Source organism: Kaistia sp. SLG-1 (genome assembly GCF_059699055.1).
In genome coordinates this window covers 1694803-1708790 of record NZ_AP048544.1, presented here as the reverse complement: position 1 = coordinate 1708790, position 13988 = coordinate 1694803, and the positions used below count along the sequence as shown (strand labels likewise).

At 62.1% G+C, this 13988-nt stretch carries 11 protein-coding genes; 4 read left to right on the top strand and 7 right to left on the bottom strand.

Annotation, left to right across the window (positions count from 1 at the left end):
- Positions 1-103: 103 nt before the first annotated feature.
- A complete protein-coding gene (locus tag AC6HZP_RS07555) occupies positions 104-868 on the top strand; it encodes a DUF3891 family protein (protein WP_497526069.1) in 765 nt (254 codons plus the stop codon).
- A gap of 633 nt (positions 869-1501) precedes the next feature.
- Here the strand turns inward: AC6HZP_RS07555 and AC6HZP_RS07550 are convergent.
- The 6 genes from AC6HZP_RS07550 to AC6HZP_RS07525 form a co-directional block, all read right to left on the bottom strand.
- On the bottom strand, positions 1502-3118 hold the full coding sequence (locus AC6HZP_RS07550) for a Wzz/FepE/Etk N-terminal domain-containing protein (RefSeq protein WP_497526068.1): 1617 nt from the start codon (positions 3116-3118) through the stop codon (positions 1502-1504).
- 16 nt (positions 3119-3134) lie between these two features.
- On the bottom strand, positions 3135-4130 hold the full coding sequence (locus tag AC6HZP_RS07545; RefSeq protein ID WP_497526067.1) for a glycosyltransferase family 2 protein: 996 nt from the start codon (positions 4128-4130) through the stop codon (positions 3135-3137).
- A 1-nt stretch (position 4131) separates the two neighbouring features.
- The gene (locus tag AC6HZP_RS07540) at positions 4132-5211 is read right to left on the bottom strand and encodes a glycosyltransferase family 4 protein (protein WP_497526066.1); all 1080 of its coding nucleotides are present in this window, start codon (positions 5209-5211) and stop codon (positions 4132-4134) included.
- 2 nt (positions 5212-5213) lie between these two features.
- The gene (locus tag AC6HZP_RS07535; protein ID WP_497526065.1) at positions 5214-6161 is read right to left on the bottom strand and encodes a glycoside hydrolase family 16 protein; all 948 of its coding nucleotides are present in this window, start codon (positions 6159-6161) and stop codon (positions 5214-5216) included.
- Entirely contained in the window at positions 6158-7312 is a 1155-nt protein-coding gene (locus tag AC6HZP_RS07530; RefSeq protein ID WP_497526064.1) for a glycosyltransferase family 4 protein, read from the bottom strand. Before AC6HZP_RS07530 ends, AC6HZP_RS07535 begins: the two co-directional genes overlap by 4 nt.
- Positions 7313-7382: 70 nt before the next feature.
- A complete protein-coding gene (locus AC6HZP_RS07525; protein WP_497526063.1) occupies positions 7383-8087 on the bottom strand; it encodes a sugar transferase in 705 nt (234 codons plus the stop codon).
- Between the two features lie 339 nt (positions 8088-8426).
- On the opposite strand from AC6HZP_RS07525, the gene AC6HZP_RS07520 reads away from it, so the two are divergent.
- A complete protein-coding gene (locus AC6HZP_RS07520) occupies positions 8427-9596 on the top strand; it encodes a glycosyltransferase (protein ID WP_497526062.1) in 1170 nt (389 codons plus the stop codon).
- Between the two features lie 342 nt (positions 9597-9938).
- Positions 9939-11213 carry a polysaccharide biosynthesis/export family protein gene (locus AC6HZP_RS07515; protein ID WP_497526061.1) on the top strand — a complete coding sequence of 425 codons (1275 nt, stop codon included), beginning with the start codon at positions 9939-9941 and terminating at the stop codon, positions 11211-11213.
- A gap of 38 nt (positions 11214-11251) precedes the next feature.
- On the opposite strand, the gene AC6HZP_RS07510 is transcribed toward AC6HZP_RS07515, so the two are convergent.
- A complete protein-coding gene (locus AC6HZP_RS07510) occupies positions 11252-12193 on the bottom strand; it encodes a glycosyltransferase family 8 protein (RefSeq protein ID WP_497526060.1) in 942 nt (313 codons plus the stop codon).
- 273 nt (positions 12194-12466) lie between these two features.
- Between AC6HZP_RS07510 and AC6HZP_RS07505 the strand changes: the two genes are divergently transcribed.
- Positions 12467-13975, top strand: coding sequence for an oligosaccharide flippase family protein (locus AC6HZP_RS07505; RefSeq protein WP_497526059.1), 1509 nt, complete (start codon positions 12467-12469; stop codon positions 13973-13975).
- Positions 13976-13988 lie beyond the last annotated feature (13 nt).

Genomic DNA, 13988 nt, shown 5'->3' with positions numbered 1-13988 from the left:
CCGTCAGAAGATCCCCCACCGGTCGCCGGCCAGCCAGGCCGGCGGGCGGACCATCCTTCTCCGGTCGGCCGCCTCGCCGACAGGTCTTGCACGAGGATATTCCATGCTCTTCCGCTTTCAGCCATCTGGTTCCCTCGCCATCAGTCAGCCAACCCATGCATGGATCTCCGGTCAGATCCTGCGGGCCTGGGCGGAACCGCTCGCCGAGCCGCTGCTGCTCGCGGCGGAGCAGCACGATATCGGCTGGCTCGACTGGGAGGTCGCGCCGACATTCAATCCCGAAACCGGCCTGCCGCATCTCTTCCGCGAGGTCGGAGCTTCAATCCACGCGCCGATGTGGCGAAACGGGGTCGAGCGCGCGCTCGGCGCCTGGGGCTCGCATGTCGCGCTGCTGATCTCGCGGCATGGCGGCGTGATCTATCGTCGATTTACGGAACGGCACCAGTTGACCGAAGCCGATGCCGCCGCCGCGCGGCTCTATCTGGCGACGCAAGCCCCGGCCGAGGAGGACTGGGCCCGCAAGCTGGGTCTTGATCCAGCGCTGCTGAAGGCCCAATCGACCCTCATTGCTCTCGTCGATACGCTGTCGCTCGCCCTTTGCGGCGAGCTGAAGGCCCCGCTCGACATCGAGGCTCCCCGCGCGGACGGCGGCGTCGAGATGCTCAGCCTGCGCGAGCGCCCCGGCCATCCTTTCGAATTCACGCTTTCGCCCTGGCCGTTCGCGCTCGACATCCTTGACGTCGAGGGCCCGGCGCGGCTCCTGCCCGCCGATGGGCGCTTCGCCAACGAAGCCGCCATGCGGCGCTGGTTGGCGGCATCCGAGCGAAGCAGCTTCACCGCGAGACTGCGTGCGCCCCTCGCGCCTTGACGGCCGGTGCGGACGAGAGGTCCTGCCGGAGATTTGCGACCGATGATGAAGGTGCCCCCCGCGCAAAAAGATGACGTCTTGGCCCGATTGGTTTAAGAAAGAACGGGCCCTAGTGAATGGGAAACGCCGTGATCGGCCTTTGCCTTGGAGCATTTCTGGCAGGCGCAGCAGCGAGCTGCATGGTTTCGTTCCCACCATTCATCTTGGCCGTGCTCGGCGGCGCCATTTTCAGCGCGATCATGGGCGCCATTCAGCATCAGTCTGGTGTCGATATCTTGCTCCAGGCGGCACTCCTTGCCGGAGCGGCACAGGTTGGATATGCGGCAGGGCTGATCCTGCTTGCCCTCGCCAGGACGACACGCAGTCCATCTCCGAGCCGTCGCGGGACGCCCGCCCCTACACGGAGCAAGGTGGACCGCATGCCTCCGGAGAAAGAACTGCTCTGATCCAGCGTAAACTCGAAATTCCGGGATGGGGGATGATCTTGCATTTCCGGATCGCGGCGACATAGCTCATCGAACTACGCTCCGAAGCAAGCTCATGCTTCCTCTCATTTTCCGACAAGAAGTTTGTTCGGACTAAGGCGAACAACGCTCCGGAAGTTCTCGAGCATCCGGTCGGCGGTCGCCGTTGCTATGCCTTGAACTTGTTCAACGCAATTCCGTAGACATGAACATTGCCGAAGCAGGCGGCCATCGTCGCCTGGAGCTCTTCCATGGTCGTGCGGCCCGCCTCGACGACGACAATGACGCCATCCAGCAAGGAAGCGATCGCCGCGGCATCCGACGAGGCGCGCAGACTGGAGAGGTCAAGGACAGCGTAGCTCTCCTCCGCGCCCCCCTTTAGCAAATGCTCCATTTGTCGTCCGCCAACGAAGGCATCGCGGTCGAGGGGATGATCGGCGGTAACCGCCGGCATGAATTCGAGATTGGGGGCAATCTCGACGCAAGACGGCATGACTTCCGCTGCGCCCGAGGCAAAAAACGCGTTGAGGCTGTTTTGCTCGTACGGCGCCAGGCCACGGGTCAGGGTGGCGTTCTCGAAACTGCAATCAAGCAGCCTCACCAGCCTGCCGGACGCGGCGATCGTCAGCGCCAATTGCAGCGCGATGGCGCTTCTCCCCTCGCGCGGATTGCAGGACAGAACGCCGACCGACAGAGATCGTCCTCGGCCTCGGCCAGACACGAGGATAGCCGCGCGAAGCGTGCGAAGGGCATCGAGAAAGTCGCTCCGCTCCGATCGATCGAGGCCAGGAGAGACATGGAGCAAGCGCCGTCTCTCTCGCCTGGAGATGGCAGGAACCGCCACAACGGCCTCCCCACCCACCAGCTCGCGCACTTGCTCCGGGGTCCGGATGGTCCGATCGAGAGCAAAGCGAACCGCCAGGAAAGCAAGCCCCGCCAGGAGCCCGATCGTGAAGGCGAATACCAGGATCAGCGCGCTCTTCGGGCAGGACTTGCCGGTCGGCGGAATCGCCGCGCTGAGGATGCGCGCGTCGGAATCGGGAAAACGGTCGCGCAGCGCCTCCCCGCTTTGAACCGCCGCAAAAGCCGCCGCACGCTCCGCGGCGATATCGGCGATGCGCGTTTGCAGATACTCCCCGCCGCGTTTGGCCGACTCGAAACGGATATCGATCTGATCGAGGATATAAGCGGCGGCGATCGAATTGGCACGGCTGGCGCTGACGTCAGGCGACGGCGCCCGATAGGAGATTTCCAGCACGTAGGAGAGACCGACGCGACGAACACCGACCCGGTTCATGAAGTCGAGGAAGGCTGCAGACACTTTATCGCCTTTCGAAGCCGGCGCGCCGCTGTTTGGCCGGATCATGCCGATGAGACGCTGCAAGAGGCTGGGCGCCTCAGGCGCCAACTCGGGCGCATCCGCGAGTTTCAGCGTATCGAACACGAAGCGAAGCAGCCTTTCCGACCTGACGATCTGCATCTGGCTCTCGAACTCGCTGGTGTCGAACGGAGCCTGATTGAGGTTCTCGGGCGCGGTGCTCCCGGCCACGACGCGATGGGGTTCGACGATCACCAGCGTCGAGGCCGTGTATTCCGGCGTCGACCGGAAGAGGACGACAAAGCCGATGCCGACGCAGAGAACGACCCAAAGCGCGAGGGCAGGCAGGCTGCGGCGGATATGACGAAAGAAGTCGCTGGCGCTGCGTATCGCAGACGCGTGACCTGGGCGGATCAACGCATTGGGGGCGCCAGTGAAATTTTGCGCAAACGGGGCTTGGTTCATCATCTTGGACCACCCCGCCCTAAAGCCGCTCGGCGCGTTCGGGCCGCACGTTCCCGACGAGAACGTTGGCGAAGCCGAGGAGATTTCCACGCAAACGCCCAAACCGATCGATGTAGGGCTCGGGGACGAACGTACCGATCAGATTGCTGCCGAAATTGCCGGCGATGTGCCGCATCAGGCTGCCGAGCGTCATGGTGCCTTTTCGGTGCAGGTAGATCGGATTGACGATCTGGGAGTAGCCGAGCCGCCTGCCGGAGACCCTCCCCTGCTTGATGCCGAGATGCACGCCGCAGGCTGCGCCCAGCCTGAGCATTCGGCCGCCGCGCTTCACCAGCGCACCGCCAAAATCGCGATCCTCCAGCCAACCGTACAGAACCAACCGTTCATCGAAATAGAGGTCGACAATGGCCGAGCACCGAAAGGCCATGTTGCAGCCATAGGGGCTGTAGTTCTCATGCAGCCAGTCGACACCCTGGCCGTCCAGCGACGCCAGCAATGTGTCGGCCTCCTCGAGGGTGAGCCCCGGACCCTTGATGCCGTCGGCGATGACATGTCCCGTGACCGCGACCACGTCCGGATTGACCCGGAAGCGAAGCTCCGTCATTTCGATCCAGCGCGGATGCGGCACGAAATCATCGTCGAAGAAAACGACGATCCCGGTATCGGGACCGATCTGGCGAAGAGCGGCATTGCGCTGGCGCGGCAAGCCCGCGGGCGCGACGATGACGTTGATATCCGTGCGATGGACCAAGGCGCCGGCATCCGCGATGCTGGCGCAGGAAATCCAGATTGAATCGGGCTTGACCGTCTGCCGGTCCAGCCTCTCCACCACGCCGGCCAGCGCGTCCGGGCGCCCATGCGTGGCGATGACAACGGCGACGCGCAGCTTCTCGCTCCAGTCGTTCGGCGCCTCCCGCCGGATCTTTTCGCCAAGCGCCGCCCAAGGATCTTTTGCCGCGAGCTTGGCGTCCCAAATGGCAACATCGTCCCCGGCATGCGTCCACGGATTGGTCATCTCAGGCGTCCTTGAGCTGCAGAGGGCCGTGTTCGAAGCATTCCGCGTAAACAGAGAGCGTGTCTCGCGCGACGCGAGCGATCGACATCCGCTCGATGTTGAATTGGCTGCTCTGGCGCCACGATGCGAGCACCTGCGGGTCCTGGACCAGAAGAAGCAGCGCGGCGGCCAACAGGTCCGGCGAGGCGGGCGGAACCAGGATGCCGGCGCGGCCATGCTCGAGAAGTTCGGGGATGCCGTCGACCGCGCTTGCAACGATAGCGCAGCCGCCTTCCCGGGCCTCCGAGAGCACCAGGGGCGCGGGGTCGGCATGCGAAGGCAGGACCAGAATATCGGCAGCACGGAAATAGGAGCGCGGATCACTTGCGGCTCCGCAGAAGCGGATCGCGCCACGACAGGCCATCCCGTCGACCGTCGCGCGGTATTCGGCTTCCGTCGGCCCCTCGCCCACCAGGTAGAGCGTGGCGTGCGGCGCGGCGCGATGGACGATATCGAAGGCCGTCAGCAGGTCCCCCACGCCTTTGCGCGGATGAAGTCCCCCGACGAACAGGACACTGGGATGATCCAGCAATTCAGGCTCTGGATAGGGCTTCGGCATTCGCGCCGAGCCGATCGTTCCATTCAGCACGACACGGAGCCTGGAGGCAGGAACGCCACGCTTGCGCATGGTTTGGCCAACCGCCTCGCTTACCGCGATCACCCGCGATCCGACCGCCATCAGGACGGCCGACCTCTCGAACGCATTGTGAACGGTCGTTACCAACGGGCGGCCCGCGAGCTTGCAGGCAGGATAGGCAAGCACGGCGCTCGTCATCATGTGGGCGTGCACGAGATCGGCGCGCCAGGAGCGGATCAGGCGCATGACAGCGAGAAAGGCGCCGCCCAGCGTGCCGACCTTTCGGGCCTGGTTGATGACGAAGACCTGGACATCATGAGCGCGCAACACGCCGTCGAAATCACCGCCGGCGCTGCAGAGAGCGACGTCGTGTCCGAGATCGGCCTGCGCGCAGGCGAGATCCACCGCCGCATGCACATTGCCGTTCAGCCGGCCGGTATGATTGAGAACGTGAAGAATGCGCACGGCTAGCCTCCCCCGCTCTTGGCCGCCGGGCTGTCCTGTCGATCTGTCTCGACACCCCCCTGCGGGGTCGCCGATCCCTGCGCCGTCAGGCGGGCCTTGTCCTGGAAGACCATGATGTGCGCGATGGTCATGACCGCCGGCGACTTGAGTTTGTCGATCGGCCAGCCGCCGCCCAGCGCCAGATTGGCGAGGACGTAAAAGGGCTGATGATATTCCGGCGGCGTCGGCAGTCGCCAGATCTCCTTCCGGTTCAGAAAGAAGCGCGTCAAGTCCGGTTCGACCAGCACGCCGAAATCGTTGAACCGATCCGTCAAACTGCCCGCCGGCACACGGACAAGATTGTCTTTCTGAAGACGATCCTTGCCATCCCGGAATAGATGGGCCACGTTATGGTAATATTCCGGAAACTGCCCGTAATATTCGATGACATCGATCTCGGACGATGACGTCTTCTTGTCTACACCGATCAGCCAGAACGCCGGCCAGACGCCGGGACCGTCCGGCAGCTTGGCTCTCATTTCGAAATAGCCGAACTGTTGGGCAAAGCCTCTTTGCCCGGCGCCGTCCTTGTCCATCGAGCAGATGAGACCACCCTGCCAGCTTCCGTCCGCCCGCTTGCTGGCGGTGATCGTCAGGCCTTCCGGCGTCAGGGCAAACGGACCGCCCGGCCCCGGATCGGCAAAGACGGCATCGCCAAAATCGCCATTCCAGGGCGTGTGCGCGATCCAACGGGTTCCCGGCCCGTGGGCCGATATGTCCAAGGTCTCGAAACGCTCGACAAAGGTCGGAACGAAGTTCCCGAGATCCAGATCCTCCGCGGACACCGACCGAGCCGGGAGACCGATGCCGAATGCGGCAGCGAGCAGGAAGCCGGCGAGCGCCAGAAGGCGGCGGTGTTCGGCACGAAGGAGAGCCGGGAGGGCAAGCGAAGGGCCAGATCTCCGTCTCATGCTGTCACCCCGCGGCTTAGCAGATCGAGATAGCCGGCCGCGGAGCTGCGCCAGGAGAACTTCCTCGCCTGTTCGCGCCCGCGTGCGGCAAGTTCCGAACGAAGCCCCTCCGACCCGAGGAGCCGCTTGAAATGCCCGTACCATTGGCCGGCATCGAGCGGACTGGCCATCAGCGCCGCGCCGCCGCATATCTCCGGAAGGCTGGCCCGGTCGCTGGACACGACGGGGCAGCCGCGTGCCATCGCCTCGACCACGGGCAGGCCAAAGCCTTCGGTCAGGGACGGAAAGGCGAGACAAAGCGCACGCGACATCAGCAGGGCAAGGTCATCGTCGGAGACGCCGCCGAGCCAAACTATATTCGCGGCGGCCGCGGCCGGCGTCTGCGCGAAGATGGCGCCAGCCTCACCGGCGATAACGATGTCGAGATCGAGCAGATCGAGGGCGCCGGCAAGCGACGTGATGAGCCCCAGATTCTTGTGCTGCGCGCGGCTGCCCAGCATGAGGATGTAAGGCCGCGTCAGCTTGTGGTGATCGAGAAGCTTCGACGCGCCGGCATTCCAGCGCAGGGCATGCTCATGTCCGTTCGGGAGTATCGTCACCTGGGTCAGCGAAATGTGAAGGTGGCGCGCGATCTGGGCGGCGGAGTCCTGCGATACGGTGGCGACCCGCGTCGCTTTCCGCACGATCCAGGGCTGCAGCGCCTGATAGAAATGTCGGAAGGCCGGGCTGTAACTCTCCGGCTGCGTGAAGACGTTTGCATCATGGATGCAGACGACCTGAGCCCCGCCAAACACCGGCGCCGTATTGCAGAGATTGAGGATCGGCAGGCCGCTTCGAAAAGGCAGCACGAACTGCTCCCAGAGGTGCCCGCCGCCGGGGCCCACCCGGCGAACGTGGACCGATCGATAGTCGGGATCCGGCGCCTCATGATGCGGCGTCAGCAGGGCGACGCCCTCATTCTCAGGCTGCAAAAGCTGGCCGAGGTGGCGCGTCACTTCCCGGGCATAGCGCTGAACCCCGGTCGTAGGCTGGGTGAGGAAACGCCCATTGATGACAAAATCACGGAGCGTCGGCGGCGGGCGCACGCCATCCGGGACTGGCGCCTCCACCATCGGAACCGATCTCTCAACAGCGCCGGAGGCCTGGCTCATCCGAACCTCCTGCCGCGGCCGAACGCCGGGATGAAGCGGGACAGCGCCATCAGGATCGCAGCGGGCTTCATCAATAAGAACCCTTCGACTTCAACACGGCGGGAATCGTCCGCAGCAAAATGCCGATGTCACCCCAGAAACTCCGGTTCGTGACATAGTCATCGTCGAGCTCGACGCGCCGTGAATAGGATACGTCGTTGCGTCCATTGATCTGCCACAACCCGGTTATTCCAGGCCGGACCTTGCAATACTGGTTGATCACCTGGCCGTATTTGACGACCTCAGCCTCGACGATCGGCCGAGGTCCGACAAGGCTCATCTGCCCCATGACGACGTTCAAGAATTGGGGCAATTCGTCGACGCTTGACGAGCGCATCACGCGGCCAAGCGGCGTAACGCGTGGGTCCGCCTTGAGCTTGTGCGTTCCGGCCCATTCGCGCCGCGCCTCGGGGTTGGCTGCCAGATGGCGCTCGAGCACTTCGTCGCCATCGACGACCATTGTCCTCAGCTTGAAGCAGCCGAATGGCCTGCCGTGGCGACCGATGCGCCGGTGTCGTATGAGGATCGGCCGCCCCTGAAGGACCAGCATTGCGCCCGCGATCGCGATGAAGAAGGGCAGCAAGATCACCAGCGCGCAGAGCGCGCCGACGAAATCAAACCCACTCTTCACGGCGGCGCCGATATATTTATCTTCGGGAAGAATTCCGGCTTCCGACATCGGGATGGACCCGATTTCGGACGCATCTCCCATACTGCCATCAACAAAATTAGGCATTACAACCTCCGGGGAGATTTTCATCTTCGAGATTTATGCTATGCCTCGAACACAGCATTGCAACTCGATTTTTTTTGATAAAAATTAACACCGAAGATAATAGTGACTATACATGGCTGCCGCCCTATCTACACGGGCCATGATTCATAAAATCGAGATCCTCGACTAAAGTATAGCGATACACCTATACAGCGCCTTCACAACAATTGCTGCGCTGCAATATGCATCGATTCAGAAAAATATGACCTAACCACGTCATAATTTACTCTGATAGGTGATGGCTTCATTCTAAAATATGAAGAAAAATTCGACCCGAACCCCGCTCGAAACGAGGCTCATATGCGAATAGCAATCGTCCACTATTGGCTAACAGGCATGCGGGGCGGAGAAAAAGTCTTAGAACAACTATGCGCCATGTACCCTGACGCTGACATATTTACGCACGTATATGACGCCAGAGCCGTCTCTGACCGGATCGCGTCACACAATGTGACCACATCCTTTATCGGCAAGCTGCCATGGGCATCGAAATTGTATAAGCAGTATTTGCCCCTCATGCCGCTGGCATTGGAACAGCTGGATTTGCGTGGTTATGATTTGATCCTGAGCAGCGAGGCAGGCCCAGCCAAAGGAATAATCCCGCCACCTGACGCCGTCAGCATCTGTTATTGCCATTCACCGATGCGATACATTTGGAACATGGCGCATGACTACCGCGAGAGCGCCGGATTCATCAACAAATTGTTGATGCCACCGCTATCCCACTACATAAGGTCATGGGATGTAACCTCGTCAAACCGCGTCGATCACTTCGTCGCCAATTCAAAGACCGTCGCCAGGCGCATCGAAGCCTATTATCGTCGCGAGGCGACCGTGATCTATCCGCCAGTCGATACCGAGAGTTTCGAATGCGCGCCGCGTGACGAGGTTGGCGATTTCTATCTGATGGTCGGCCAGCTCGTGCCCTACAAGCGACCCGATCTTGCCGTCGAAGCCTTCAACCGTTCCGGGCGACGGCTGGTCATCATCGGCGGCGGCGAAATGCTGGCCAAGCTCAAGGCGATGGCCGAGCCCAATATCACGTTCCTCGGATCTCAGCCCTTCGAACAGCTCCGGTATTATTATGCGCGCTGCAAGGCGCTGATCTTTCCGGGCGAGGAAGATTTCGGGATCGTCCCGGTCGAAGCCATGGCGAGCGGAAGGCCTGTGATCGCCTTCAACCGTGGCGGCGCGACGGAGACGGTGGTGGACGGGCTGACGGGCATTTTCTTCGAAGAGCAGACCGTCGAGGCCCTGCTCGACGCTTGCGATCGGCTCGAGCGCGCAAGCTGGGATTCCCGAGCGCTCATGGCTCGCGCACGGCTTTTCGATACAGCCCAGTTCTCAACCAAACTCCGGACCTTCATTGACGGCGCGATCGCTGCGCCCCGCGGCGACCGAAGCCCGTTCCCCGGCCAGGCAGCCGGGCCCAGATGGAGTATTGGCTACATCGGACCGGGCACCCGATGACACCGCCGCCCCTGCGCCGACTTTCTATAGCGTTCGCCGAGACGGCCACGATCGGATCCGTCCGCCCCGATACCAAGACCGAAAGCGGAAGTCATTCTGATAACGAAGCTCAGCTTGGCCGACGAACCACGGCATGCAGAAGCCAAGACTCATACAACGGTTAGGACCGCGGGCGTTGATCACAAATCAACAACTTCCCTCGAAGAAGATGGATAATTACTTTGAGGATTAAAATTGCCCACCGTTTAACGGCATCTATTTCTGCCAACACGGCGATAGTACCGGCTCTATTGGTCCGAGACTGCAGGAAACTGAGACTTGGACGTATTGCGGAGGAATGCCATGCGCGCGATGCAAATCGCGGCTCTCGTCCTGATCGGCTGGATAGGCTGGGGCGGCCCAGCCATCGCGGCAGATGCCGGCGCAAATGGCTATCGGCTTGGGCCGCAGGATCGGTTGCGGGTCAAGGTCTACGACTGGCGGACGGGCTCGGCCGAGATGCACGAATGGACGGCGCTGACCGGCGAATTCGTGGTCGATGCGGCCGGTAACGTATCGCTGCCGCTGGTTGGCGAGGTTCCGGCGGCCGATCAGACGACGTCACAATTGGCACAATCGCTCGCCGATCGACTGAAGGACAGGGCCGGCCTTGCCCAACGTCCCGACGCTTCGATCGAAGTCGTAAACTACCGACCCTTCTACATGATCGGCCAAGTCGTGAAGCCGGGCGAATACGGCTACCGTCCAGGCATGACGGTCCTGCAGGCCGTCAGCATCGCTGGCGGGCTGGTCCGGCCACAGGAAGCGAACATGCTCGACTACGAGCGGGACGCGCTCACGCAGCGTGGCGAATTGCGCGTTCTCGCCACCGAACAGCAAGCGCTGATCGCGCGTCAGGCCAGGCTAGATGCCGAGCTCCACGGCGCGGATTCCATCGCCTTCCCCAAGTCGCTCCTGGCGCAGGAAACCACCCCGGAAGTCGCCCGCGCCATGCGCGAGGAGCAGCTTTTGTTCGAGACGGGCAGAAGCGCCCTGCAATCACAGACGGAATCGCTCGGGCAGGCCAAGATCCTGCTGCAGCATGAAGTCGAAACGCTTTCTGCCAAGGAGGCGTCCGTCTCGCGCCAGCTGGCGCTTTCGAAAAAGGAGCTCGATCAGGTCAACGGCCTGGTCGCCAAAGGCCTCGCCGTCATGCCGCGTCAGTTGCAGACGGAGCAGAACACCTCCCAATTCGAAAGCAATCTCCTCGACATTCAGCTCTCTTCGCTTCGCGCCCAGCAGGATATTGCCCGTATCGACAGGGATCTTTCGGATTTCCGCGACAAGCAGCGCAGCCAGTTCCTCGCCGAGGCGCGCGAGGTCAGGACGAGCCTCGATGCCGTGAACGAACGGATCGCCACCACGCAGACCCTCATCTATCAATCCGAAGTTCGCTCTCCCCAGGTGACGGCACAGCAGTCCGTGAACGCGCGTCGCGCCCCGGTCTACTCCATCACCCGACGGATCAACGGCATCTTCAAGACGGATACGACATCCGAAAACGACCTGGTCGAACCGGGCGATACCGTCCATGTCGACCAGCCGCCGGATCTCCAGAGGCCTGATGCTCGCGGCTGAGGCGCTGTACGGCGTCGATCAGATGCAGCGCCACGGCCCTAGACGTAGGCCCGGGCCTCGTGCCGTTCGATCCGTTGCCGAACCAAGGAAGAGCGCCAAAGCGGCAGTTCGATCGCACTCTTGATCCGCTGCAGGGCAATGTACTTCGCGGTCTTAATTGGCCCGAACGTCTTATGGAATCGCGCCAGTTCGGGATGTTCGCTCACAAGACGGAGATAGGGCTCGTGCCAGGCGGCGCCCCAGGGCTGGAAGGGACCATGCCAGGGTCGCGGGTTGGACATGAAATGATAGATCGTCGGCGTGATCAGGTCTTCGAAACCGCAGGCGAGAAAGAAGCTCGGGAAATTCCAGCGATAGGACATCGTCAGATAGTCGGTGCCGAACATCAGGTTCAGCGCATCCTGGTCAGGGAACTTCAGCTCGTGACCATGGCGCGAGGACGTCTCGATGACGGCCGTGCTGATCGCTTCCCAATCCCTAAGATTGAACCGCAAGACGCCGGAGTTGCAGTAGCGCTGAAGGACGGCATCGGCGATTCCGATCGACTGAAGATAGGCGCGGCGCTTGCGCCACATACGCGTCGGCTGGTCGATCAGGATCGACATGGGATCCGGCGCGGCGATGAATCGACCGGGTTCCAGCTCGATATCGAGCAAGGGCTGCAGCGACCCCGAGATCTGGGTGTCGCCGTCGACGTAGACGATCGAGCGATAGGCCGGGTCCAGCAGGCGCGACAGGAAAAAGCGCGCGAACAGGATCGGCATATGGTCGATCGCCGCGGGCGGGGCGAAGACAAGCTCGACCCCCAGGCTTTCGCAGACATTTCGGAACGGCTGGGTTTCGGCGTTCTCCGAGCCAATACAAAATATCTTGATGTCGGTGGTATTGACGCAAGTCGCTTTACGCGCTTGCGCAGCACTCAATACCGTCGGGAAAAGATAGCCTTGATCGATGACGTAGCAACAGCATTCGTCTTTCATCTACGCCTCTCTTCGAAATTTCTACATCCCGCCTCCAAGGCCAATTTACTATCAAGACGGGCATGCCGACAGGAAAATATTGAATAATTACTTCATGAAAAAATTAGCACCAAACAGTCCTGCACTATAGGCTTCGCCGACATCCTTTGACACTGCGCGAGAACAATTGGGACGGCAACTCTAACCAGACTTCGCGCAAGTTCTGTCGCCCCGATGGAGCCGGACTGACGCCAAGGTGCCAGCATCTGTGATCAGAGCCATGTGAGAGCGCATTTGAATATCCGCTTTGTCAGAAATTCGGCCTTCGGCACGATCGCGGCAGTTTGCAATACCGCCGCGAACTTTCTGAGCGGCCTGATCGTGGCGCGCCTCCTCGGCGTCGAGGGCGTGGGGACCTATTCCTTCGCCGTCTGGATCATCGCGGTCGCGACGACGATCACCGGCGCGGGCCTTCCGTTCACCCTGACCCGGTATCTGCCGGAATATGCCGTCATCGATGGCGAGCAGAAGGCACGCGGGCTGGCCGCCTTCCTGCTTCGCCCTGTCTTCGCCTTCAACATGCTCCCGATCGCAATTGCCATAGCCTGCATCATCTGGTTCAGCGGGGGCGATACGGGCCAGGCTGTGCTGAGGGATCCCCTGCTCTGCCTGCTGATCGGCCTCTCCTGCGCCGCCCAGGGCCTTGGCGACTTTGCCAAGGCCTATCTGCGCGGCATGCACGCCATGGACCGCGTGGCCCGGATCTCGTCGATCGCCATGTTCATCCAATTGGTCCTGATCGTCCTGGGCAGCCTCCAATTTGGCGTGCAGGGCGCCATGTTCGGCTATCTCATCGGCGCTATCTTGCCGATCATCCCGATCCGCGATTTCTGGCGCGAAAAGCCCTACGCGCCCGCCGAAACGAAACGGCGCCTGTTCAAATACGCCAGGTATCGCTGGGCGTCCGAAATCGGGGCGGCGTTCGTCTTCTCGCGCATCGAGATATTTTTCCTGCATGCCTTCTGGGGCGCCCAATCGGTCGGCTATCTCGCGGCGAGCCTGACACTCGCCAATCTCGCCATTCAGGGCCCCTTGATGCTGAGCTGGGGGCTCCTGCCTCACTTCTCCGAGAAATTCGGCCAGAAGGACATGGACGGGCTGCGCGCGGCCTACGCGTCGGGAACGCGGATCATGGGCTTCCTGATCCTCCCCGCCTGCTTCGGCCTCGCCGCGATCGTTCCTGTGCTCCTGCCGCTCCTGTTCGGACAGGCGTTTTCGGACGCGGTGCCGGCGGCCGTCGTGCTCGTCGCAGCGGCTTCCGTACCAGCGACGGCAACGGTCGGCGCCAATCTGATCTGGGCGATGGAGCGCAGCGACGTCGATTTCTATCTCGGGATCGTCGGCGCCATCCTGTCCGTGAGCGGCGGCCTGTTGCTGATCGCACCCTTCGGCCTGATGGGGGCCGCCTATTCGCGCGCTATCACCCAATGCGTCGTGATCGGCCTCGGCACATGGTTCCTCTGGCGGCGGCTCGGCTTCGATGTCCCGTTCAACGCGCTGGCGCGCCTTCTGCTGGCGGCGCTGCTCTGCGCCGGCACAGCGCGGCTCTGTCTGATCGTGATGCCGACGCCGCTGGGCGTCGTCGTCGCCATCGCCATGGGCGCCTTCACCTATCTCGCCGCAGTGCGCGTCTTCGGAGGGCTGGAGGCGGAGGACATCGCAAAGATCCGGTCGCTCGCCGATCACCTTCCGGTATCGGCAGGAGCCATCGCGCACCGCCTGGTTCACTACGCGCTGGGCTGAAGGAACCCGGCAG